The following is a 22,296-nucleotide window of genomic DNA, read 5'->3' on the forward strand; positions in this document are numbered from 1 at the left end:
TCAGGTGGTGTGGTGGTCCCACCGGCTGCCGTTGTGCGGTCGTGGCCGGTGGGGCCCTGGAAGCGGCTTACTGGGGGAGGGGTTGTCCCTTGGTCTCCGGCCCGACGAACCAGACGGTGGCGATGGCGATGACGTACATCGCCACTCCGACGACCGTGGCAGCGGCAGTGATCCCGCCGAGCAGGTTGATGAGCATTCCGGTGCCGAGGGTGACCAGCGCGCCTGCGATGCGCGCGGAGTTGAACACCGCGGAGATCGCTGTGGCGCGACCCGAGGTGGGGAACAGCTCGGGCATGTAGATGGGCATCCAGGCGAACTGGCCCAGGACGAAGAACCCGGCCACCGCTGCCACGGCCAGTGCCGCCTGCGGGGTGTGGACGGCGAAGAAGAGGACCGGGACGACGGCCGCGGATACGGAGTAGTAGAGGAGCATGGTGGGTTTTCGGCCCCAGCGGTCGGCCAGGTAACCGAGCAGGAGGTAGCCGGGTACGGAGGCGCTGTTGAACACCAGGCCGGCGTTGGCACCCCATCGGGTGCCCGTCTCGCCGGTGTCCTCGCCGAGTTGGGCGGTGTATGCGGGGATCCAGGCCGACACGGCGTACAGGCCGATGACCGACACGACAGTCAGCACGAGCAGCCGCAGTCCGCGACGGCGCAGGTGGGCGTGGCTGAAGACGGCGGTGAAGGGGGAGCGCAGGAGTTCCCTGTCTGCGGCTGCGACGGTGGTGCCGGCTTCCTGGGCGGCTTTGGCCTTGCGCCGCCGGTCGCGGACCGAGGTCCACATCTCCGGGTCGCGGACGGCCCGCCGTACGTAGAGGACGATGAGTGCCGGGAGCGTGCCGATCAGGAAGAGGTAGCGCCAGGCGTTGTCGCCCACGGGCTCCAGCAGGTACCAGGCCAGCGCGGCGATGACCGCGCCGACACCGAAGCCCGACTGAAGTACTGCGGCGGCTCGTCCTCGTGAACGGTCCGGCCAGAGTTCGCCGATCAGGGCGGTGGCGCTGCCCCACTCCGCTCCCAGTCCCATGCCGGTGATGAAGCGCAGGGTGAGCAGCCACCAGTAGTCGGGTGCGAGTGCGGTCAGACCGGTGAAGAGGGCGTACCAGAGGATGGAGAGGATGAGGGTGCGGCGTCGGCCTAGTCGGTCGGCCGCGAAGCCGGCGAGGATCCCGCCGAGCGCCCAGCCGGCGAGGGTGGCCGCGAGCAGGCCGCTGACGTAGGTGGGAAGGTCTGCCAGCTGTGCTTCGGTGCCCACCGCCATGACGGCTGTGGGGGCGACGAGGACGAGGGCGTAGGTCTCGAATCCGTCGAAGGTCCATCCCAGCCAGGACGCGAACAGCGCACGGCGGCTGCTTTTGTCGATGTGGCGCACGGCTGGGGACGGGCCGAGAGGTCTGGGGGGCGACACGTCGTTTTGCAGGTCGGACATGGTGCTCTCCTTTGAGCGGTCGCGCGACGTGCCCGTCGTCAGCCGATGACGTCGACCGGCCTGAGGACGGAAACCTCGACCGGTTTGGCGAGGAGGTCGGAGAGCTGGGCCCGGTACGCCTTGTAGTGGGCCGTCGTGCGGTGTGCCTCCAGGGCCGCGGAGTCCTCGTAGCGCTCCAGGAGGACGAAGTCCGAGGCTTCCGTCTCGGTGGTGTAGAGGTCGTAGGAGCGGCATCCCGGCTCGGAGCGGGTCGGGGCGATCATCCCTTCGAGCAGGGCCCGCAGCTGCGGAGCGCGGTCTGAGGCCGGGGTGAAGCGGGCGATCACGGTCACGTGGTTCTGGTCTGACACGAGGACTCCTTTGATTCCCGGCGGGGCTACTTGCGCCCACCAGATGTAAGACGTTATAAAACGTCTTATGACATGCGTCAAGGGTTCGGTGGCCCCGCCGACCGTGACACCCGAAGGGGGTGTTACGCGTCCAGGCCTGCTGCCGGGTTCAATACGACTTATGACATCTGACATGGGCAACGAGCCCCGCTTCGACCTGTCGGCCGCCGGATTCCGGATCGAACGGGGCCGGACACCGGCGACGACGCAGCTGGCGGAGCAGATCAAGGCACTGATCCTCAAGCAGCAGCTGCCGCCGGGAACGCGGCTGCCCACGGAACGGGAGCTGATCGCTGAGACCGGTCTGAGCCGCATCACGGTCCGTGCCGCCGTGGGTGCGCTGGAGTCGCAGGGCTGGGTGGTACGCAAGCAGGGACTGGGCACCTTCGTCTCCGAACCGGTGGACCAGGAGCTGTCCTCCGGCGTGCGCACCATCACCGAGGTCCTGCTCGAACAGGGCGTCACACCGCACATCGACGTCCTGGGCTTCGGGGTCGAATCCGCTACGCCCCACGTCGCGCAGGTCCTCGGGGAGTCCGAGGTGCTGACGATCCGGCGCCGGTACGGGGACGGGGAGAAGCCGGTCGCGCTCGTCACGATCCACCTCCCGACGCGGGTGCTGGAGGCGGCCGGGCCGCTGCGCTCCGGCGAACCCGCCACCGAGACCACGTACACGATGTGGGAGCAGCGCCTTGGGGTGCGGATCGCGCAGGCCCGGCACCAGATCCACGCGGCCGCAGCCTCTCCGGACGTCGCCGCGGCGCTGGAGATCGACGAGTCCGCACCCGTGCTCGTCCTGGAGCGGGTCAGCCTCGGCCACGACGACCGCCCACTGGAAGTCGTGATCTTCCACTACCGCCCGGAACGCTACGGATTCACCGTAACGCTCCCCCGCACCGTCTCCGGTGCCCCGGTCGGCATGACCGACATGACAGAAAGGCGACATCCATGAACGACGACGATCCCTCCGGCTCGGGCACCGCCCACGAGCCCGAGCCGCACATCGGGCTGATCCTGGCCCTGACCATCCGCGGCCTCGCCGTGGGCAACTATCCCGACATGGTCCGCGCCGCGCAGGCGGCCGAGTCCTACGGATTCGACTCCGTGTGGCTGTGCGACCACTTCCTGACCCTCAGCCCCGACGACTACGTCCGGGACGCGGGCATCACCGCAGGACCCGAGAGCGACGGCGACGCCCAGCAGAGCCGCTCGTCGTCGGTCCCGCTGCTCGAATGCTGGACCGCGCTGTCGGCCCTGTCCCGCGACACCACCACCGTGCGCCTGGGCACCAGTGTGCTGTGCAACTCCTACCGCTACCCCGCCGTGCTCGCCAAGATGGCCGCCACCCTCGATGTCATCTCCGGCGGCCGACTGGACCTGGGCATGGGAGCGGGCTGGTTCCAGCAGGAGTACGAGGCATACGGCATCCCATTCCCCCCGACCGGGGACCGGGTCACCGCGCTCGGCGAGTCGCTCCAGGTGATGCGCCAGGTGTGGACCGAACCGCACCCGACCTTCCACGGTGACTTCTACCGCATCGACGGGGCGGTCTGCGATCCGCCCCCGCTCCAGCAGCCGCATCCGCCCCTGTGGGTGGGCGGCGAGGGGCTGCGGGTCCACCGCATCGCCGCCCGGCATGCCAACGGCATCAACGTCCGATGGTGGCCCGCCGAGAAGTGCGCGGAGCGCCGCGCGTTCCTGGACCGTGAGTGCGAGGCGATCGGCCGCGACCCGGCGACCCTGCGCCTGTCGGTCACCACCCTGCTCGCACCGACCGACTCCTCGGCACAGCAGGACGAGCTGCGTACCCGCTTCCAGTCGATTCCCGACACCGGACTGATCACCGGGACGCCGGAAGCCTGTGTCGAGCGCATCCGCGCCTACCAGGACGCCGGCATCGACCACTTCCTGTTCACCATCCCCGACGTCGCGGACTCGACCTGTCTCGACGTCGTCGGGGAGCAGATCCTGCCCCACATCAAGCCCGCACGGCACACGCAACTCACCTGACCCAGCCGCGCGACCACGACGCCAACGACGCAACGAAGGGCTGCCCCGTGACCTCCGAGACGACCGCACACAACGAGCCCACCACCATCGACGAGGCGTACCTGAGGCCGACCGCCTACATCGATTCCGACCACCCGCTCGTGGTAGCCACTGCACGAGAGCTGACGGACGGTACCACCACCGACAGCGAACGACTGGGCCGCATCTACCACTACGTCCGCGACCTGCCCTACGACATCCTCGCCTCGTTCCGCTATCTCGCCGAGGGCGAGTCGGCGGCCAGCGACGTCCTCGCCCACGGCGTCGCCTTCTGCATGGGCAAGGCGAGTTCGTTCGTCGCCCTCTCCAGGGCCGCCGGCATCCCTGCCCGCATCGCGTTCCAGGCGCTCCACGCCCCGAAGATGGAATTCCTCTCACCGGAGGTCCGCACCCTGTGGGGAGGGCCGGTCGGACGGCCACTGCCCTGGCACTCGCTCGGCGAAGCCTTCCTCAACGGCCGGTGGATCAAGCTGGACGCAACCATCGACGCGCCCACCGCGACCCGTCTGGGCAAGCCCTACACCGTCACCTACGACGGCGTCACGGACATCCCGACCGTCGAGGGGCCCGTCCTGCGGGAGAACGGCAGCTACGCCGACTATCCCGCCGAAGTGGCGCGATGGTACGAGCAGGTCGCCGGCGAAGTCCTCGAAGCGCTTGCCTCGCCCGCCGCGCACGAGCGGGTCGCCGCCGATGACGTGCTGTGGAGCGGCCCCGATCCGGAGCTGGTCGGCCGCACTTCCGTCGCCTGATCCGGCCACGCGAGGAGCGCCCCGGGACACCGACCGGCGGACATGCCCGCCCTTCGCGGACCATCACGTCAACCCCCAAGGAGTGAGGCCGCCATGGCCGTTCACCAGATCAACTCCGTCAACCCGGCCACCGAGGAAGTCATCGCCCAGTTCACCCCCCACTCGCCGACAGCTGTCGACGCGGCGGTCGAGCGGGCATCCCTCGCCGCCAGGAGGTGGCGGACGATACCCGTACCGGAACGGGCCGAGCACCTCAAGCGGGCCGCCGCGCTACTGCGCGCCGAACGCGACCAACTCGCCGCACTCATCACCGAGGAGATGGGCAAGCCCATCGCCGAGGCGGAAGCCGAGGTCGACAAGTCCGCCTGGTGCTGCGAGTACTACGCGACGCAGGGACCGGAACTACTGATGCACCAGCCCGTGGCAACCGGGGCCGCCCGCAGCCACGTCGCCTTCGACCCGCTGGGCCTCGTCCTGGCGGTCATGCCCTGGAACTATCCGCTCTGGCAGGTGTTCCGCTTCGCGCCGCCCGCGCTGCTGGCCGGCAACGGTGCCGTGCTCAAACACGCCTCGAACGTGCCGCGTTGCGCCCTGGCCATCGCCGACATCTGGAACCGGGCCGGCTGCCCGCCCGGTCTGTTCACCACGCTGCTCGTCGGCCCCGACGCGGTACCTGACCTCATCGCCGATCCCCGCATCCACGCCGTGACCCTCACCGGATCGACCGAAGTGGGCTCTGCCGTCGCCGCTATGGCCGCGCACCACCTCAAGCCACAGGTCCTCGAACTCGGCGGCTCGGACCCCTTCATCGTCCTCGCCGACGCGGACGTCCCGGCCGCCGCCGCGGCGGCGGTCAGCGCACGCATGCACAACACCGGGCAGAGCTGCATCTCCGCCAAGCGGTTCATCGTCGAGGAAACGGTCGTCGAGGAATTCACCGACGCGTTTGCCGCCGGTGTCGCTGCCCTGGCCGTGGGCGACCCGTTCCGCCGAGACGTACGCATCGGCCCGCTCGCCCGGTCCGGTCTTCGCTCCGACCTCGTCGACCAGGTCGAGCGCAGCACCGCAGCGGGCGCCCGAGTCGTCACCGGCGGCACGGTCCTCGACGGCCCCGGGTATTTCTATGTGCCTGCCGTCCTCGACCAGGTCACCCCGACGATGGCTGTCGCGGCGGAGGAGACGTTCGGGCCGGTGGCCGCCGTTGTCTCCGCGAAGGACCCGGCCCAGGCCGTCGAGATCGCCAACGCCACCGAATTCGGTCTCGGCGCCGCGCTGTGGACAACCGACCTGGAGCGCGCCGATCGCCTGATTCCCGGCATCGAGGCCGGCGCGGTGTTCGTCAACGGGATCGTCGCCTCCGATCCGCGGCTGCCGTTCGGCGGCATCAAGCGCAGCGGCTACGGGCGCGAGCTGGGTGTCTTCGGACTCCGTCAGTTCACCAACGTCAAGAGCGTGTGGATCGGCCCCGCGCACAACGCACCGAGCCACCCCCTCGGCGAATGACCAGCGTCCTCTCTCCCGAACCAGCCGACCGAAGGCGATCACCCATGACAGTCACTCAGCCGGACTCGCTCCCCGCCACCACAACGCACCACGAGAACACCGTCGCCATCGTCGGCGGCACCGGCGCCCTCGGTCTTGGGCTCGCCACCCGGTGGGCCCACAGCGGCGTCAACGTCCGCATCGGATCCCGGCGTGCAGAAGCGGCGCGGAGCTGCGCCGACACACTCCCCGGAGCGGTCGGCGGGGACAACGCCACCATGATCGAAGGCGCGGCGGCGGTGGTCGTCGCTGTGCCCTTCAGCGCACACGTCGAGACGATGCGCGCCATTGCGAAAGTCATCCAGCCCGGACAACTGGTCATCGACACGACCGCGCCCCTTCTGCCCGTCGGCCCCCGCGGCCTGCGCCCCGTCGTCCCCTGGGCCGGTTCTGCCGCCGAACAGGCCCAGGCCCTGCTGCCGGACGGCACAGGCGTGGTCTCGGCTCTGCAGACGGTCAGCGCCGCCACCTTGCAGGACATCGAGCGCCGGCTGGACGAGGACGTACTGCTCTGCGGCGATCACACGGCCGACAAGGTCCTGGCCGCTGATCTCATCGACCGTATCCCGGGGCTGCGTACCGTCGACTGCGGCCTGCTGGACATGAGCGGTGTCAGCGAGCGGATCACCGCGCTGCTGATCGGGGTCAACAGGCGTTACAAGACCCACGCCGGCATTCGGCTCACAGGTCTCCCCGAGCCTCTCGCCCGGTGAGCTCGTTCCCTTTCCCACGTCAGCGCGGGTCCCGCTGCTGCGCGAGGTGGCGGACGATCCGGCGGAGCTGCTCGGCGTAGTGTTCGCGGAACTCGGGGGAGTCCGGGTCGAGGCCGAAGAGCTGCCGTACGGCGTGGGGCAGCGCGACCGGCGCCGAGACCAGGCTGATGAACAGCAGCATCGCGGCGGCGGGGTCGAGGTCCTCGGCCAGCTCGCCGTCCTCCTGGCGGCGCCGCAGTGCGGAGAGGTCCTCGCGGGGCTCCTCCAGCGCGCCGCCGGTGAGGCCCTTCCAGAGGTTGAGGCGGGTGGCCCGGGGGTCGGCGAAGGTTTCCCGCAGATAGCGGACGATCAGCTCGTCGAGGGGGAGGGCCGGGTCGACGATGTCCTCCTCCTCGCGGCGCAGCCACTGGCGGTGCAGCTCCTGGTACAGCCCCTCCTTGCCGCCGAAGTAGTAGCTGATGAGCTGCTTGTTGAGCCCGGCCCGGTCCGCGATGTCCTGGACGCGGGCGCCCGCGTACCCCTTCTCGGCGAACTCGTCCATGGCGGCGTCCAGCAGCAGCCGCCGGGAGCGCTCGGGGTCGAGCTTGCGCTCCGCGGGCGCGGGGGCGCGGCGGGGCTTCTTCGGCGGTTCCGGTGGCTCTTTCTCCTGCACCCGCTCAGGCTAGCCTCAGGCCGCCGCCTCCATCCATCTATCTGTTTGACAAGTTCATCTGTTTGGATGAATGTGGAGGCTATCAATGCAGTGGCACAGCAGGGCAATGAACACGGCACAGCAAGGAGATTCGTCATGATCGTGGTGACCGGGGCCACCGGGAAGGTCGGCAGGTATGTGGTGGACGAGCTGGTCGCGGCGGGTGCGGAGGTCCGCGCGCTGACCCGCGACCCCGACGCGGCGCGGCTGCCCGAGGGGGTGCGGGTGGCGCGGACCGAGGACCTTCCCCTGGAGGGCGCCGAGGCGGTCTTCGTCAACCCGGCGGTGCTGTGGGGCAAGGGCGCCGGCGAGCTGCTGAGCGAGGCCACGCGGGCGGGGGTGCGGCGCGTCGTCACCCTCTCCTCCTCGGCCGTGCTGTTCGAGGGCCCCGGCAACCCCATCGGCGACCACCACCGCGCGCTGGAGGCCGAGATCGAGGCGTCCGGGCTGACCTGGACGCATGTGCGGCCGGGCGCGTTCGCCTCGAACGCGCTCCAGTGGGCGGGGCAGATCCGCGAGGGTGATGTGGTGCGCGGCCCGTACGCCGAGGCCCACACCGCGCCCATCCACGAGGCCGACATCGCGGCCGTCGCGGCCCGCGCCCTGATCGGCGACGACCTCGCTGGCCAGGCGCCGGTGCTGTCCGGGCCGCAGTCCCTGACCTTCGCGGAGCAGGTGACCATCCTCGGCGAGGCCCTCGGTCGGCCGCCGCTGCGGTATGAGGAGATCCCGGCGGAGGCGGCACGCGAGGGGATGACCGGCGGCGGCGTGCCGGCGGACATCGCGGACTCGCTGCTGCGGATGTTCGCGGAGTCCGTCGGCCGCCCGGCCGAGATCTCCCCGGAGACGGAGCGGATCACCGGGCGCCCGGGGCGTACGTTCGCCCAGTGGGCGAGCGACCACGCCGCCGCGTTCAGCTGACGCCGCCGCGGGGGCCCGCCGGGACGCGGCTCCCACGGGATGCGACCCCCCGGGGCTTACGGCCGGGGCCGGCGCCGGGGAGGCGGGGGAGGCGCCGGGGCGGCCGTCCGGCTGCCCGGTCGCTTGGCGGGTCGACCCTCAGGAGGCCGACCGGCCGCCCGCCCGCTTGGCGGCGGCCTGCTTCTTGGCGGGGGCCTTCTTGGCCGCGGCCTTCTTCGCGGTCGACTTCCCCGCCGACTCCGCCGCCGACCTCCCCGCCGTCTTTCCCGAGGCCGTCTTTCCCGCAGCCGTCTTGGCGCCGGCCTTCTCGGCGCCCTTCGAGGCGCTCTTCTTCGCGGGCGCCGCGGTCTTCCTTCCAACGGGGGCCTTCTTGGCGGGCGCGGCGGCCTTCCCGCGCGCCCGCAGCGGGTGGACCGTCGCCTCCCGCGCCTCCTCGCCGGCCGCCTCCGCCGCCTCCCCCTCCTCCGCGGCCTCGCCCGTCCCCTCGCCCCGGGCCTGGCGCGCGCTGCGCACGCTGTCCCGCAGCGCCGCCATCAGATCCACGACCTGGGCCCCGGCCGGGGCCTCGCCGGGCTCGGCCGTGGGCGTGGCGCCGGCCATCTTCGCCGCCACCAGCTCTTCCAGCGCCTCGTGGTACTCGTCGCGCAGCTCGTGCAGGTCCACCTCGCCGAGCGTCTCCATCAGGGTGTCGGCCAGGTCGAGCTCCGCCTCCCGCACCGTCACCCGCTCCTTGGGGGCCACCCCCACCGGATCGCGCACCTCATCCGGCCACAGCAGCCGGTGCAGCGCGATCGCGTCGCCCACGACCCGCAGCATGCCCAGGCGCTCCCGGCCGCGGTGGGCGTATTTGGCGATGGCGACCTTCTCGCTGCGTTTGAGCGCCTCGCGCAGCAGGGCGTACGGCTTGGCGGCCGCGGTGCCGTTCGCGCCGAGGTAGTAGGCGTCGCCCATCTGGAGGGGGTCGATGTCCGCCGCCGAGACGAACGCCTGGATCTCCAGGGCGTGGGTCGTGGGCAGCGGGAGGTGCGCCAGGTCGTCGTCGGTGATCGGGATCAGCGTGCCGTCGGCGTCCTCGTACGCCTTGCCGATGTCCCCCGCGTCCACCTGCTTGTCCTCCAGCTCGCAGACCTTGCGGTAGCGGATCCGGCCGCCGTCCTTGGTGTGCACCTGCCGGAAGGAGACCGCGTGGTCCTCGGTCGCCGGATACATCTTGATCGGAATACTGACCAGACCGAACGAAATGTTCCCATTCCAGATGGATCGCATGCTTGATCCCTTTCGTGAGATTCTTATCGTATGTCCCCGATCGCGGAGGTGGAGGGGCGGCGCATCGCGCTCAGCAACCTCGACAAGGTGCTCTATCCGGCCACGGGCACCACGAAGGGCGAGCTGCTGCACTACCTGGCGGCCACCGCCGGCCCGCTCCTCCGTCATCTGCGCGGCCGGCCGCTGGCGTTCCTGCGCTTCCCGGACGGCCCCGACGGCGAGAAGTTCTTCACCAAGAACCCGCCCCCGGGCATGCCCGACTGGGTGCGGACCGCCGAGGTGCCCCGCCACGAGGGGGAGACCGCCCGCCAGGTCCTGATCCAGGACCTGGCCTCGCTGATGTGGGTCGCCAACCTGGTGGTCGAGTTCCACGCCCCCATGTGGCGCGCCGACCGCGACCCGGGCCTCGCCGACCGCCTCGTCTTCGACCTCGACCCCGGCCCGCCGGCCACGATCGTGCACTGCTGCGCCGTGGCCGAGTGGCTGCGCGAGCGGCTGCGCGACGACGGGCTCTCCGCGTACGCCAAGACCAGCGGCTCCAAGGGGCTGCACCTGCTGGTCCCGGTGGAGCCGACCCCCTCCCGGCAGACCACCGGCTACGCCAAGAAGCTCGCCATGGAGGCCGCGGCCGCCGTGCCCGGCCTGGTGACCTCCAAGATGACCCGCTCGCTGCGGCCGGGGAAGGTGTTCGTCGACTTCAGCCAGAACGCGGCCGCGAAGACCACGGCCGCCCCCTACACCGCCCGCGCGCGCAGCGAGCCGACCGTCTCCGCGCCCGTCACCTGGGGCGAGGTCGAGCGGTGCGAGGACGCCATGCAGCTCGTCTTCCGGATCGACGACATCGCGCCCCGGCTGGACCGCCACGGTGACCTGCTGGAACCCCTCCTCGACCCGGCCCTGGCCCGCCCGGTCCCCCCAGGAGTAGCGCCATGAAAACCCCGCTGCCTGGAGCCCCCCAGCAGCCACCACGACCGCCTGGGACTGCGGGATGATCCCCCACTGGGACCCACCCTCTCGGCTGCCGCTGCTGCCGCCCGTGGAGGTGGCGCTGGCCCGCCCCGTCCAGGCGTTTCCCGACCCGGCCGGGCGGCGGCTGGCGTACGAGCCGAAGTTCGACGGCCACCGCGTACTGATCTTCCGTACGGAGGACGACGTCCTGCTCCAGGCCCGCTCCGGCCGCATCGTCACCACCGCGTTCCCCGACCTGCGGGACGCCGCGGAACGCCTCCCGGCCGGCACGGTCCTGGACGGGGAGGTCGTCGTGTGGACTGGCGGCCGTACGGACTTCGCCGCCGTCCAGAAGCGCGCCGCCGCCACCCGCGCCCGCGCCGCCCGGCTCGCCCGGGAACTCCCCGCCTCCTACGCCGCCTTCGACCTGCTGGCCGCCGGGGACCAGGACCTCCGCCCGCTGGCCTACGAGCGGCGCCGCGCCCGGCTCGTCGCGCTGCTGGAGCCGTACGGGCCGCCGTTGCAGCCCGTCCCCATGACCACCGACCCGGAGCTGGCCGCCACCTGGTACGACTCGCTCCCGGGCATCGGCGTCGAGGGCCTGGTGATCAAGAGCCTGGGCCAGCCCTACCGCGCGGGCCGCCACTGGTGGAAACTGCGGCACTCCGAGACGCGGGAGGCCGTGGTGGTCGGCGTGGTCGGCCCCCGCCACCATCCGCGCTCCCTCGCGCTGGTGCTGCCGGGCGACGACGACCCGGTGGTCTCCACCCCGCTCTCCCCGGCCGTCCGCGCCCAGATCTCGGCCGCGCTGCGCGGCCTGCCCGCCGCCCCCGAGCCCGTGGCGGCCGGCCCCGCCCCCACGGCCAAGGACATGGTGGGCACCGAGATCTCCTACCGGCCGGTGACCCCCGAGCTGACCGTGGAGGTACGGCAGGACAGCACCGCCCGCCACGCGGCGACCACGGTGATGCGGTTGCGCGGCCCGGAGTAGCCGCGCGGGTTTGCGGTGAGTATGGGACGGCGACACGCCGACGCGACGGCGTGTCGCCGTCCCATACTCACCACAAACGTCAGACCGGGTCCGGCGGCCCCGTGATCACGGCGGTGACCCGGCTCCCCGGCGGCAGCGCGGGGCCGCCCGCCAGGTCGTACACGCACCGCAGCATCTTGGCGACGTACCGGCGCTCGACGGCCAGCCCGTGCCGCTCCTCGAAGTCCTCGGCGAAGGCGGCCAGCCCGGCCGGGACCCGGCCGTAGCCGCCGCCGTGGTGGTCGTGGTCGATCCGCCAGTTGGCGAAGGCGCGCCCCCACCCCAGCTCGTGCAGCCGCGCCACCTCGCCGTCGAGGTACCGGGCGCCCTTGACCACCGCGACGCCCAGCGCCCGGGCGCCCTCGGGCAGCGCGGTGGCGATCCCGGCGAGCGTGCCCCCGGTGCCCACCGCGCAGCACACCACATCGCCAGGACCCAGGTCGGGCAGCTCCGCGACGATCTCCGCCGCCCCGCGCGCAGCCGCCACGTTCGTACCGCCCTCCGGCAGCACATAACTCCGCCCCCACCGCTCCTCGAGCCGCCGGACCGTCCCCGGCTCCGCCAGCCCGCTCAGCGTCTCCCGGAAGCGCGCCCGGTCCCAGAACGCCAGCTCCATGCCGTACGCCTCGGCCCGCGCCAACGACCAGTTGCGCGGCGCCCGGGCCAGCTCGTCACCCCGTATCACCCCCACCGTCCCCAGCCCCACCGCCGCCCCGGCGGCGGCCACGGCGCGTATGTGGTTCGAGTACGCCCCGCCGAACGTGAGCAGCCGCGCGTGCCCCTCGTCGAGCGCGGCCCGCAGATTGGGTGCCAGCTTGCGCCACTTGTTGCCCGGCACCGCCGGATGCACGAGATCGTCCCGCTTCAACCGCAACTCCACCCCCCGCCCGGCCAGGCGCTCGTCGTCCACCCGCCACACCGGGGACGGCAGCCGGGGCGCGAGGGCGAGAACGGGGTCGAGGGCCGGGCTCATCTCTCCATTCTGCCTGGTGGGGCCGGTCTACCCGGCCTCGCCGCCGACCGGCCGCGAGGGCGCGGGGCGCTCTGTCCGTCATGGTCCGCCCTCTCTGTCGCGTCCGGTCGCGATCGTGCCGCCGGTGCCCGGGACACTGCGACGGCAGAAAGGGCGTTGCTCGGGCGTCCCTCAATAGGCGTCATTTAGGTGTCATTAGACGCCGGTTGGGGCTAGCGTCAGGTGTCATGACGACCGAGGTGCACGTACCGAACGACGCACTGCGGGCCGTGCGCATCGGCCTGCGGATGAGCCAGGACGACCTGGCCAAAGCGCTCCGGCGGGCAGGGGCCGAACTGGGCGAGCCGAACGACGCCAGTAAGAGGCTTGTCCAGCGCTGGGAAGCCGGTATCAGCAGGTCGCCGAGGCCCGTGTACGTCCGCGCTCTGGAAAGGGTCACGGGGATGTCGCCCGAGTCGTTGGGGTTCGCCCCGCAGGTGCCCTTGGCCAGGGTCCACGGCGACGGACGAGGGGGACACGACATGGCTCCGAGCCCTGAGGGCGTCGCCTCCGCCTCGGCGGAGGCCAAGCCGGTCCCGCAGACGGCCGAGGTCAACTACAGCGGCGTATGGCTGTCCCGGTACGAGTTCTACTCCTCGGGCCGCGACGACTCGTTCGAAGGCAGGCACTACGTCGTCCTCGTGCAGCACGGCAACCGGCTGACGGCGCGTTCGCTGAAGGGAGCTTCGTCGAACCCGGACTCGCCGCTCTCGCTCGACCTCACGGTTGACCGGAACGTGGTCACGGGCACGTGGACCGAGCAGACGGCTGCTGACGGCTATTACCAGGGCGCGTGCTACCACGGCGCGGTTCAGCTGCTCGTGGAGCCGACGGGCCGCCGCATGGCGGGCAAGTGGGTCGGGTTCGGGAAGGACTTCGACGTGAACACCGGGCCTTGGGAGCTGAGGCTCATGGACACCTCGACGTCCAAGGTTGCTTTGGAGCGGTACAGCGTCCCGCCGGAGTGACTGGATCCCTGAGGGCCCGCCGGGTCCTCGACTCTGGCCAGGACACCGCGCCACGGCCTGCGCGCACCCGACGGCGACGCGGGCCGTCAGGCGAAGCGCGCGATCGCGGTCATGGTCGGCCGGAGGTTGCGTACGCCCGGCAGCCGGTAGAGCAGCGGCGTCAGGGCCCCGAAGTACGGGCCCCGGCCGCGTGGCAGGTGGAGTTCGCGGACGTCGACGACGCCGGGGTGGGCCGTGCGCACCTTGGGCAGCTCGCCGGCGTTCAGCGACCACGGCATGCCGGGCATGCGGTAGTTGCGCGCGGGGCCCTTCTCGCCGCGCAGGGTGGCGGCGCCGAGCCAGCGGGGGACCGCGTCGAAGACCAGCGCCCCGCCCCGGAACCGCTCGGCGCACGCCGCGATCAGCTCCCGCACCTCGCCCGGCCGCAGATACATCAGCAGCCCCTGGGCGGTGATCAGCACCCCGCGCGCGGGATCGACCTCGTCCTGCCAGGACAGGTCGAGCACCGACCGGGCGAGGGTGCGGCGCCGCTCGGTGTCCGGCAGCAGGGCGCGGCGCAGTTCGGCGGTCTCGGGGAGTTCGACGCACAGCCAGTGCGCGCGGCCGTTGTCGATCCGCCAGTACTGGGTCTCCAGGCCCTCGGCGAGGTTGACGACGGTCCCGTCGGGGTGTTCGGCGAGGAAGTTCCGTACGGCGTCGTCGAAGGTCCGCACCCGCAGCGCCTGGCCCTGGGCGAGCAGCGGATGGGGTGGGTCGAAGGTCTCCTCGAAGGGGTAGTCGAGGCGGTCGACCAGCTCGATGGCCTTGGGGTCGTGGAGCACCGTCCTGGGCTGCCGGGCCTCGTACGCCCGGTGGTAGAGGTTCCACAACAGGGTCTCGGGGACGGGGCCGAGTCGCACGGGTAGCTTGTCCTGGTCCGCCATGTGCCTGCTCCCTTCCGGTCGTGCCTTCCGCGAAGAATATGCGTGAGGTTACATTCGGGACCTCACCCGGAACAGGACCCGCATCTCCCCTATGCTGGGACCGTGCCGCATTTCCTCGACGCGCTGCCCTTCGACTGGAGCAGGCCCGAGTCCCGCGAACTGCTCGACTTCCTGGCCGGTATCCATTTCCGGGAAGGGCCGGTTGTCGAGTTCGCCGTGCGGGCGGGGGTGAAACCGGCGACGATCGCCTGGGACCGGCCGATGTATTCCGTCTGGCACGACCTGATCACCAAGGCCCGTAACCAGAATCGACTGCGCACGCTGCTCGAACAAGTGGCGGAGAACGACGAGGCGGTGGCGCTGCGGCTGGGGGAGTTGACGGCGGCGGATCCGGTGGTGGAGGCGCCGGCCGGGGCGGACACGGGGGTCGTGTGGAAGGGGTTCGACGCGCGGGGCGCGTGGGAGCGGCAGATCTTCGACGAGCCGACCCTGCTCGACGTGGCGTTCATGCGCCGTGGTGTGGAACTGGCCCCGGCCGTCGCGCGGTTGCTGGTGACGCTGGAGGGCGGGCGGGCGTACGGCACGGCCTTCCGGATCGGCGGCGATCTGCTGCTGACCAACCACCACGTCCTGTACGACCCCGGCCCCTCGGGCTTTCGGCCCGCCCGGGACGTCGAGGCCTGGCTGCACTACGAACTCGACACCGCCGCCCGGCACCGCGTCCCCACGGTGGTGCGCTGCCGGCCCGAGACGATCACCGGGGACCGGGCGCACGACTGGGCCGTGATCCGGACGGCGGAGCCGCTGCCGGACGGGATTCCCGTCATCGAATTGGCCGCCGGCGAGCAGGTTTCGGTCGGCGAGCGGGTCTATATCATTCAGCATCCGCACGGCGGGGTGAAGAAGATAGGAATGCACCACAACGTCGTCCGCCATGTCGATGACGATGTGATCCAGTATTGGACGGACACCGAGGCCGGTTCATCCGGCTCGCCCGTCTTCGACGAGCGCTGGCAATTGATCGCCCTGCACCACCGGTGGCTGGCGGTGGAGGATTCAGGGAAGCGGGAATTCCGTAACCAGGGGCGGCGGATCTCCCGGGTGGCGGAGGGGCTGGCCGCGGCGGGGGTGCTGTGACTGACGGCGGGGGTGTTGCGAGGGATGAAGGGGGCTTTCTCGACCGGGTCCCCTTCGCCGCCGGGGACCCCGAGGCGCGGGAGCTGCTCGACGCCCTCCTGGCCGCGTACGACCAGGCGGCCGAGGTGCGGGGTTTCGTCCTGGCGGCGGGCCTGCGCGCGGCCGAGTTCTCCTGGTCGGCGCCCATGGCGGAGGTGTGGCCGCAGGTCCTGCGCCGGGCGGCGGATCAGGGGCGGCTGCGGCGGCTGGTCGGGGTGATCGCCCAGGACCCGAACAGCGCGGCGTACGCGATCATCGGCCGGCTGGCCGCGGCCCCCGCGCCCCAGGCCGAACCTGACGCCTTCCCGTCACCGGCCGCCGCGCCCGCCGCGCCTGACGTATCCGCCGCGCCCGCCCCCGTCCCGTACCGCGCGGGCGACGTGCGCCGGCTGGTCGCGGAGGCGCTCGACGACGACGAACTCACCGCCCTCTGCCTCGACCATTTCCCCGCGGTGTACGGCCAGTTCGCCCAGGGCATGAGCAAGTCGCAAAAGACCATCCGGCTGATCGAGTACTGTGCGCGGCGTGATCGGCTACCGGACCTCGTACGACGGGTGGGCGAGGTCAACCCCGTCAGGCACCGCGAGTTCACCGACCGCCTGGAAAGCCGAGACGAAAGGTGAGCGAGCATGGACGAGCGTGAACTGAAACTCAATTCCCTGGCGCGGTATGTCAAGGCGTCGGAGTTGTTCGTCCTCGAGGAACACGGGCATTGCGAGGTGCCCGCCGGATGCGGCGGTGTGGTGCTGCGTTGGCGCAATCCGCGGGCCGGAGTTCCCTTCACGATGTGGCTGGAGACCGACGGCCCGTGCGAGATGTACCTCGACGGCACGACGCCGACCTCCGCCCGCCCCTTGGTCCCTTTCGGCACGCATGTGCTCGCGTTCGAGATCGCCTCGTACCACCCGGCCTACACCACGCTGATGTTCGCCGGGGTGTACAAGCCGGATGACGAGACCCATGTGCGGACCATGGACCCGCGAGGGGGCACGGAGACTTCCGTGCTTTCGGCCGCCGACGGCAGTTGGACGTATTCCCTCGACGAGCCGGAGGACGACGCCTGGATGCGCCCCGATTTCGACGACGACGGCTGGCGGCCCATGGAGCTACGGCCGGACCGGCGGCCGGCGGAGGATCCGGAGCGGGATTCCGAGCCGTATCGGGTGAGAAGGCTGAGGGAATTCGGCGCGGTGGGGCTGGGGGTTCCCGGGCGGGGCGGCCGGGTGTGGATCCGCAAGGTCTTCACGATCTCCGATCCGCACGCGGCCTGACCGAACGGCCCCACGGCAGCGGCCACCATCAGCGGCCCGCCATCAGCCGCCTGACAACACACGGAGGTTAACGATGCCGGAACGGGCCCCGCTGGTGCTCATCCCGCAATTCTTCGGCAGCCTGGTCTTCGACCGCCGTACGTCGCGATATCTGCCGTTCGACGCCGAGGCCACGGACGTCCTGAGGCGGCTGAGCGCGCGCCCCATCGACCACGTCCTCGGGGAGACGGCCGACGCGGACCGCCGCGTCCTGATCGAGCGGCTCTTCGAGCACTTCTACGACCTGGGATTCTTCACCGTGGACGGCCGGTTCGCCGGGGTCGTCAAAGAGGACCTGGACGTCCCGCCGGACCATCTGACCGGCCCGCTGGCCGTCCATCTGGAGGTCATCGCCTCGTGCAACCTGGGCTGCACCCACTGTTTCGCCGGTGACCTCCCGCGCCGTGAGAAGCGGCTGAGCCTGGAGGAAATCGACCGGCTGTTCGCCGAGATGGCGCACCTGGGCAGTTTCCGGCTCGGGCTCACGGGCGGCGAACCCCTGCTGCGGAAGGACATTTTCCGCATCATCGACATGGCCCTGGACCATGGCCTGGCCCCGTGCATCACCACGAACGGCCTGCTCATCACCGAGGAAATCGCCAAGGAATTCGGCAAGCGGGAACTGGTCTGGCTCAATGTCAGCCTGGAGGGCGCGACGGCGGAGACGAATGACCGGGTGCGCGGGCCCGGCACCTTCGCCAAGGTGCTGGACCGTCTCGCCGTGCTCCGCGAACACGCGCGTTTCACCCTGGCCTTCACCATCATGCGGACCAACCTCGAGGAGATCGACGCCTGCGCGGAACTCGCCCATCGCGTGGGCGCGGACACCGCCGTGTTCCGCCCGCTCTACCCCGTGGGCGTCGCCGAGCGGAACCAGGAATTGATGCCGAGTTTCGCCGAATACACCGAAGCGCTGAACGGCCTGGCCCGCCTGGGCCGGGACAATCTCGACGACCCCTTGGACCTGCGCCACATCGACCCGTTCAGCCCGTATTCCCGGCAGGAGACGCAGTCGGTCATCCACCAGAACTACGGCTGCGGCGCCGGGAATCTCGTGTGTTCCGTCTCCGTGTCCGGCGACGTCAATCCGTGCAGCTTCCTCGGGCCGGAATTCGTCGCCGCCAATGTGCGCGACACCTCCCTCGCCGAGATCTGGCACCACAGCGCCGGCTTCCGGGCGATACGGGACCTCCCGCACACCGACCCGGCCAGCGGCCACGGCCAGAACGCCACTTTCGCCGGCGGCTGCCGCGCCCGCTCGCTCGTCCTGGCCGGCTCGGTCAACGCGCCCGACCCCTGGATCAGCGAACAGGTCGCGGCGGAGCGGCGCTCGGGCTCGGCGGTCCGCAACCCGCTCGTCGTGTTCGACGTCTCGGCGCGGCGGCCGCGTACGGCCCCCTGCCAAGGCGCCCAGCCCACCGGCTCCCACGGCTCCCACGGGTCCTGCGGCGCCCACGGGTCGTGCGGCGCCCTCGGGTCCTGCGGCTCCCACGGGTCGTGCGGGTAAGGGCGGCGCAGATGGGATCCGCGTACGACTGGCTGCGCACCGACCACACCGCCACCGGCAGCCCCCGGGACCTGCTGCGGCTCGCCCGCGAGCTGGAGGACCGGGGCGACCCGCGCACGGCCGCGACCGCCTACGACCGCGCCCGCATGGTCGCCCCCGCCGACCCCGAGATCGCCGAGGCGCGGCGCGCCCTGCTGGACCGGATGGCGGTGGAGGAACACGGCATCGTCTTCCGCTACGTCCCGGCCGGCTCCTTCGTCATGGGCAGCCACGGCGGCGACCCGGACGAGCGCCCGGCGCACCCGGTGCGGCTCGACGACTACTGGCTGTCCGAGACCCCGGTGAGCTGGGCGGCCTACTGCGACCTGATGGACTGGGAGCCGCCACCGACCGGGATGCCCCGGGACCAGGAGCCCCGCGGCGGCTCGGTCGACCCCGGCTGGTTCCTGTACGAGGCGAACAAGATCCGCCTCCAGTACTGCGAGGACGCGACCGTCCGCGCCACCGACTGGCACGCTCACGCGCCGCGCCACGAGTGGGTCGACGGGCAGGGCGAGCGGATCGACTCCCGGACCCTGTTCGGCTCCCCGCGCCGCGACGACCCCCGGCGGCCCTGGGCGTATGACCGCAAGCCCATGGTGGGCGTGTCCTGGCAGGACGCCGAGGAGCTGTGCGCGCTGCTGTCCACCCCGAGGGTCCGCTACCGCCTGCCCACCGAGGCGGAGTGGGAGCGGGCGGCGCGCGGCGGCCTGCCCGGCCACCGCTACCCCTGGGGCGACGAGCCCCCGACCCCGGACCGCTGTGACTCCGGCCGCTTCGACGAGTTCTCCATCCTGCCCATGAGGCGCCTGCCCCCCAACGGCTACGGCCTGTACGCGATGAGCGGCGGGGTGTGGGAGTGGACCGCCGACTGGTACGACGCGGAGTACTACCGCGACAGCCCGGCCGCCAACCCCACCGGGCCCGCCCGGGGCCAGGAGCGGGTGCTGCGCGGCGGCTCGTGGGCGGACTGCGCGGAGGCGGTCACCGTGTCGTTCCGGATGTCCCGTGACGCGGGCAGCTGGCGGTCGGGCGGATGGGGCGCCCACATGACCCCGAACATCGGGTTCCGGCTGTGCCGCAAGGACCTCGCGCCCGCCGGCGAGGACCCCGCGCCCCCGGTGACGCCATGACGGGCCCGCCCCCGTACGACACCGTGTCCAACGCGGGCGCGGTGCGGGCCCTGGTCGACCGGGCCCTGTCCGAGGACGAGATCCGGGACCTGTGCTTCGACCACTACCCGGAGGTCTACCGGGAGCTGGCGGCGGCCATGAGCCGCCGCGAGTGCATCCGCAGGCTGGTCGCCTGGTGCCACGCCCGGCAGCAGCTCGGCGCGCTCGTCGCCCGCGTCGCCGAGCTGAACGCGGAGGCAGTCGCCGCCCACGCCGACGCGCTCGCCTCCGCCCCGCGGGACCCGGGCCCCCGGCCCGTGCCGGCCGCCCGCTCCCTGACGGCCGGCGTCATCCACGCCCTGCCGCCCGCCCCCAGCTTCGTGGGGCGCGCGGACGAGCTGGCCGCCCTCGACCGCTTCTGGCGGGACGACGGGGCGGGCGTGCTGGCGCTGCTCGGCCTCGGCGGCGCCGGGAAGACCGCGCTGGCCGGCGAGTTCCTGGCCCGGCTGCGGGCGGGCGAGGCCGACCCGCCGCCCGACGAGCTGTTCATCTGGAGCTTCTACCTCAACCAGGACGTCAAGGAGTTCCTGGAGGTCGCGTACACGTACTTCAGCGGCGGCGCGGTCGTGCGCGGCAGCCCCACGGGCACCTTCTACCTGCTCGCGGAGCTGCTCGCCGGGCCGGGGCGCAGACTGCTCGTGCTGGACGGCCTGGAGCGGGTGCAGCGCCCCTGCACCGACCGCCAGGGCGCCTTCGGCGACCTGAGCGACCGGCTGCTCGCCCAGGTCATCGACCGGCTCGCGGACGGCCTGGGCGGCACCAAGTGCCTGATCACCAGCCGGCTCCCGCTGCCCCGGCTGACGCCCTGGCAGGGCCGGGGCTACGCCTGGCTGGACATCGACCAGCTCAGCCACGAGGACGCGGTGGCGCTGGTCCGGGGGCGCGGCGTGCGCGGCGACGACGACGCGCTGCACGCCCTCGTCGACGAGTTCGGCGCCCACGCCCTCACCCTCGACCACCTCAGCGGCTACCTCGTCGAATACGCCGCCGGCGACCCGGCCCGGGCCGCCTCGCTGCCCGAGCCGCGGGCCGACTCGGGAGAGCCGCAGGAGCGGCGCCTGGCGCGGGTCCTCGACGCGTACGAGACCGTGCTGAGCGAGCGGGAGAGCGCCCTGCTCGCCCGGCTGTGCATCTTCCGCTTCGGCGCCTCCGCCGAGCAGCTCCACTCCGTCTTCGCGTGCAGCGCCAGCGCCAAGATCGCGGGCCCGCTGCGCGGCCTGGACCGGCGGGACATCCTCGCCACCCTGCGCCACCTGCTCCAACTCCACCTGGTCATGCGCGAGTCGGCCGAGCTGTTCACCGTCCACCCGGCGGTCCGCGACCACTTCTACCGCTCCTTCACCGACCCGCGCTCCGTCCACCAGGCCGTACGCCGCCACTACAGCGCGCTGGTCGCCGGCCCCGGCGTGCTGCCCCCCGACCACCCCGAGACGCTGGACCTCCTCGAGGAGCTGGTCCACCACTCCCTCGCGGCCGGCCATGTCGCGGAGGCCGAGGAGGTCTACCGGCTGCGCATGGGCGGCTACGAACACCTCGCCTGGCAGACCGGCCAGTACAGCCGCTGCGTCCGCGTCCTGGAGGAGTTCCCCGTCTGTCCCGACCCGGGCGGCCTGCTGTGGTGCTACCGGGCGATCGGCGACCTCCCCGCCGCCCTGTCCCGCATCGACCCGGACGACACCTGGTGGCTCGCCATGATCGGCACCCTCCGGGGCCGCCACCGCGAGGTGGCCGGCCTGCTGCGCGGCAACCGCCACGACCCCATCCTGGCCGTCGCCCGCGCCCTCACCGGCGGCATGCCCGTCGATCGGCTGGCCGGTGCCCCCGTCTGGTTCGGCCTCCCCCTCTCACCGGCCGAGTGCCTCCTGGAGGCCGGCCTGACCGAACCGGCCCGGGCGTATGTCTCCCGCGCCCGGGAGGCCCTGGCCGCCCAGGGGCGGGACGCCGTCTGGAACGACGAGCTGGCCCGCTACGACCTGATCGAGGCCGCCCTCGAATGCGACCGCGGCGACCTGGTCATGGCCCAGAGCCTGCTGGAGGCGGCCACCCAGTGGATCGTCACCTCCGGTTCCCAGGAACACCTCTGCCTCCTCCACCTCGGCCGGGCCCGCCTCGCCCGCGCGCAGCGCCACCACGCCCTCGCCGCCAGCGCGCTCGGCGAGGGCCTGCGCACGGCCGAGCAGTGCGGATTCGGCCTCTACCACCTCGCCCTCCTCCTGGAGAAGGCCGAACTCGCCCTCGACACCGACGAGCCCGACACCGCCCGCGACGCCGCCACCGCGGCCCTGGCCGCCGCGTCCGACCCGGCCTGCCACGACATCCTGGCCATGGCCCGAGCACGCCGTCTCCTGAGCGCCGTCGAACAGCGGCCACATCCCCTAGGGTGAAGACATGCTTTGACGCCTGCCCGCGGCCCGGGCACCCCCGACACCTCCTTCGCACGGCCCATCCCGACCCTGTGG

General features: G+C 71.9%; 21 protein-coding genes. 15 read left to right on the forward strand and 6 right to left on the reverse strand.

Features of this window, described 5'->3' with window-relative positions:
• Positions 1-67 precede the first annotated feature (67 nt).
• Entirely contained in the window at positions 68-1,429 is a 1,362-nt protein-coding gene (locus tag BBH68_RS16995; protein WP_065963284.1) for an MFS transporter, read from the reverse strand.
• Between the two features lie 38 nt (positions 1,430-1,467).
• Positions 1,468-1,779, reverse strand: a complete 312-nt coding sequence (locus BBH68_RS17000) for a putative quinol monooxygenase (RefSeq protein ID WP_065963287.1) — start codon at positions 1,777-1,779, stop codon at positions 1,468-1,470.
• Positions 1,780-1,939: 160 nt separating this feature from the next.
• Here BBH68_RS17000 and BBH68_RS17005 point away from each other — a divergent pair, with 160 nt between their 5' ends.
• From BBH68_RS17005 to npdG, 5 genes are all read left to right on the forward strand, one after another.
• Positions 1,940-2,770 (forward strand): Rv0792c family HTH-type transcriptional regulator, encoded by an 831-nt coding sequence (locus BBH68_RS17005; RefSeq protein WP_065963288.1) that lies wholly within the window; start codon positions 1,940-1,942, stop codon positions 2,768-2,770.
• Positions 2,767-3,828, forward strand: coding sequence for a TIGR03619 family F420-dependent LLM class oxidoreductase (locus tag BBH68_RS17010; protein WP_065963290.1), 1,062 nt, complete (start codon positions 2,767-2,769; stop codon positions 3,826-3,828). The genes BBH68_RS17005 and BBH68_RS17010 overlap by 4 nt, the downstream gene beginning before the upstream one ends.
• Before the next feature lie 47 nt (positions 3,829-3,875).
• Entirely contained in the window at positions 3,876-4,619 is a 744-nt protein-coding gene (locus tag BBH68_RS17015) for a transglutaminase-like domain-containing protein (RefSeq protein WP_065963291.1), read from the forward strand.
• 93 nt (positions 4,620-4,712) lie between these two features.
• The gene (locus BBH68_RS17020) at positions 4,713-6,122 is read left to right on the forward strand and encodes an NAD-dependent succinate-semialdehyde dehydrogenase (protein ID WP_065963292.1); all 1,410 of its coding nucleotides are present in this window, start codon (positions 4,713-4,715) and stop codon (positions 6,120-6,122) included.
• A gap of 44 nt (positions 6,123-6,166) precedes the next feature.
• On the forward strand, positions 6,167-6,874 hold the full coding sequence (npdG, locus tag BBH68_RS17025) for an NADPH-dependent F420 reductase (RefSeq protein ID WP_065963294.1): 708 nt from the start codon (positions 6,167-6,169) through the stop codon (positions 6,872-6,874).
• 19 nt (positions 6,875-6,893) lie between these two features.
• Here npdG and BBH68_RS17030 read toward each other — a convergent pair whose 3' ends face one another.
• Positions 6,894-7,526, reverse strand: a complete 633-nt coding sequence (locus tag BBH68_RS17030) for a TetR/AcrR family transcriptional regulator (RefSeq protein ID WP_065963296.1) — start codon at positions 7,524-7,526, stop codon at positions 6,894-6,896.
• A gap of 135 nt (positions 7,527-7,661) precedes the next feature.
• Here BBH68_RS17030 and BBH68_RS17035 point away from each other — a divergent pair, with 135 nt between their 5' ends.
• Positions 7,662-8,486, forward strand: a complete 825-nt coding sequence (locus BBH68_RS17035; RefSeq protein ID WP_065963297.1) for an NAD(P)H-binding protein — start codon at positions 7,662-7,664, stop codon at positions 8,484-8,486.
• 138 nt (positions 8,487-8,624) lie between these two features.
• Here the strand turns inward: BBH68_RS17035 and ku are convergent, their stop codons facing one another.
• Positions 8,625-9,752: a non-homologous end joining protein Ku gene (gene ku, locus BBH68_RS17040; RefSeq protein WP_065963299.1), complete on the reverse strand. Its 1,128-nt coding sequence runs from the start codon at positions 9,750-9,752 to the stop codon at positions 8,625-8,627.
• A 30-nt stretch (positions 9,753-9,782) separates the two neighbouring features.
• Here ku and ligD point away from each other — a divergent pair, with 30 nt between their 5' ends.
• Together ligD and BBH68_RS17050 are read left to right on the forward strand one after the other, a co-directional pair.
• Positions 9,783-10,685, forward strand: coding sequence for a non-homologous end-joining DNA ligase (gene ligD, locus BBH68_RS17045; RefSeq protein WP_065963300.1), 903 nt, complete (start codon positions 9,783-9,785; stop codon positions 10,683-10,685).
• Between the two features lie 55 nt (positions 10,686-10,740).
• A complete protein-coding gene (locus BBH68_RS17050; protein WP_174589036.1) occupies positions 10,741-11,691 on the forward strand; it encodes an ATP-dependent DNA ligase in 951 nt (316 codons plus the stop codon).
• A 79-nt stretch (positions 11,692-11,770) separates the two neighbouring features.
• On the opposite strand, the gene BBH68_RS17055 is transcribed toward BBH68_RS17050, so the two are convergent.
• A complete protein-coding gene (locus BBH68_RS17055) occupies positions 11,771-12,703 on the reverse strand; it encodes a 1-aminocyclopropane-1-carboxylate deaminase/D-cysteine desulfhydrase (RefSeq protein WP_065963302.1) in 933 nt (310 codons plus the stop codon).
• A gap of 227 nt (positions 12,704-12,930) precedes the next feature.
• Here BBH68_RS17055 and BBH68_RS17060 point away from each other — a divergent pair, with 227 nt between their 5' ends.
• Entirely contained in the window at positions 12,931-13,710 is a 780-nt protein-coding gene (locus BBH68_RS17060) for a helix-turn-helix domain-containing protein (protein ID WP_065963306.1), read from the forward strand.
• A gap of 86 nt (positions 13,711-13,796) precedes the next feature.
• Here the strand turns inward: BBH68_RS17060 and BBH68_RS17065 are convergent, their stop codons facing one another.
• On the reverse strand, positions 13,797-14,633 hold the full coding sequence (locus BBH68_RS17065; protein ID WP_065963307.1) for a class I SAM-dependent methyltransferase: 837 nt from the start codon (positions 14,631-14,633) through the stop codon (positions 13,797-13,799).
• A 102-nt stretch (positions 14,634-14,735) separates the two neighbouring features.
• Between BBH68_RS17065 and BBH68_RS44035 the strand changes: the two genes are divergently transcribed.
• The 6 genes from BBH68_RS44035 (at position 14,736) to BBH68_RS17095 (ending at position 22,221) form a co-directional block, all read left to right on the forward strand.
• Positions 14,736-15,770: a trypsin-like peptidase domain-containing protein gene (locus tag BBH68_RS44035; protein ID WP_065963309.1), complete on the forward strand. Its 1,035-nt coding sequence runs from the start codon at positions 14,736-14,738 to the stop codon at positions 15,768-15,770.
• Positions 15,767-16,432 carry an effector-associated domain EAD1-containing protein gene (locus tag BBH68_RS17075; RefSeq protein WP_065963310.1) on the forward strand — a complete coding sequence of 222 codons (666 nt, stop codon included), beginning with the start codon at positions 15,767-15,769 and terminating at the stop codon, positions 16,430-16,432. The genes BBH68_RS44035 and BBH68_RS17075 overlap by 4 nt, the downstream gene beginning before the upstream one ends.
• 6 nt (positions 16,433-16,438) lie before the next feature.
• Positions 16,439-17,080, forward strand: coding sequence for a hypothetical protein (locus BBH68_RS17080; protein WP_065963312.1), 642 nt, complete (start codon positions 16,439-16,441; stop codon positions 17,078-17,080).
• Between the two features lie 73 nt (positions 17,081-17,153).
• Positions 17,154-18,626 (forward strand): radical SAM protein, encoded by a 1,473-nt coding sequence (locus BBH68_RS17085; protein WP_065963314.1) that lies wholly within the window; start codon positions 17,154-17,156, stop codon positions 18,624-18,626.
• Positions 18,627-18,637: 11 nt separating this feature from the next.
• On the forward strand, positions 18,638-19,798 hold the full coding sequence (locus tag BBH68_RS17090; protein WP_065963315.1) for a formylglycine-generating enzyme family protein: 1,161 nt from the start codon (positions 18,638-18,640) through the stop codon (positions 19,796-19,798).
• A complete protein-coding gene (locus BBH68_RS17095; RefSeq protein ID WP_065963317.1) occupies positions 19,795-22,221 on the forward strand; it encodes a hypothetical protein in 2,427 nt (808 codons plus the stop codon). Before BBH68_RS17090 ends, BBH68_RS17095 begins: the two co-directional genes overlap by 4 nt.
• The last annotated feature ends 75 nt before the right edge of the window (positions 22,222-22,296 follow it).

This window comes from Streptomyces sparsogenes (assembly GCF_001704635.1).
Lineage (GTDB): Bacteria > Actinomycetota > Actinomycetes > Streptomycetales > Streptomycetaceae > Streptomyces > Streptomyces sparsogenes.

Coding starts and splice junctions, on each gene's coding strand:
- BBH68_RS16995 (WP_065963284.1), bottom strand. CDS start 1,429: ATGTCCGACCTGCAAAACGACGTGTCGCCCCCCAGACCTCTCGGCCCG.
- BBH68_RS17005 (WP_065963288.1), top strand. CDS start 1,940: ATGACATCTGACATGGGCAACGAGCCCCGCTTCGACCTGTCGGCCGCC.
- BBH68_RS17010 (WP_065963290.1), top strand. CDS start 2,767: ATGAACGACGACGATCCCTCCGGCTCGGGCACCGCCCACGAGCCCGAG.
- BBH68_RS17020 (WP_065963292.1), top strand. CDS start 4,713: ATGGCCGTTCACCAGATCAACTCCGTCAACCCGGCCACCGAGGAAGTC.
- npdG (WP_065963294.1), top strand. CDS start 6,167: ATGACAGTCACTCAGCCGGACTCGCTCCCCGCCACCACAACGCACCAC.
- BBH68_RS17035 (WP_065963297.1), top strand. CDS start 7,662: ATGATCGTGGTGACCGGGGCCACCGGGAAGGTCGGCAGGTATGTGGTG.
- ku (WP_065963299.1), bottom strand. CDS start 9,752: ATGCGATCCATCTGGAATGGGAACATTTCGTTCGGTCTGGTCAGTATT.
- ligD (WP_065963300.1), top strand. CDS start 9,783: ATGTCCCCGATCGCGGAGGTGGAGGGGCGGCGCATCGCGCTCAGCAAC.
- BBH68_RS17050 (WP_174589036.1), top strand. CDS start 10,741: ATGATCCCCCACTGGGACCCACCCTCTCGGCTGCCGCTGCTGCCGCCC.
- BBH68_RS17055 (WP_065963302.1), bottom strand. CDS start 12,703: ATGAGCCCGGCCCTCGACCCCGTTCTCGCCCTCGCGCCCCGGCTGCCG.
- BBH68_RS17060 (WP_065963306.1), top strand. CDS start 12,931: ATGACGACCGAGGTGCACGTACCGAACGACGCACTGCGGGCCGTGCGC.
- BBH68_RS17065 (WP_065963307.1), bottom strand. CDS start 14,633: ATGGCGGACCAGGACAAGCTACCCGTGCGACTCGGCCCCGTCCCCGAG.
- BBH68_RS17080 (WP_065963312.1), top strand. CDS start 16,439: ATGGACGAGCGTGAACTGAAACTCAATTCCCTGGCGCGGTATGTCAAG.
- BBH68_RS17085 (WP_065963314.1), top strand. CDS start 17,154: ATGCCGGAACGGGCCCCGCTGGTGCTCATCCCGCAATTCTTCGGCAGC.
- BBH68_RS17090 (WP_065963315.1), top strand. CDS start 18,638: ATGGGATCCGCGTACGACTGGCTGCGCACCGACCACACCGCCACCGGC.
- BBH68_RS17095 (WP_065963317.1), top strand. CDS start 19,795: ATGACGGGCCCGCCCCCGTACGACACCGTGTCCAACGCGGGCGCGGTG.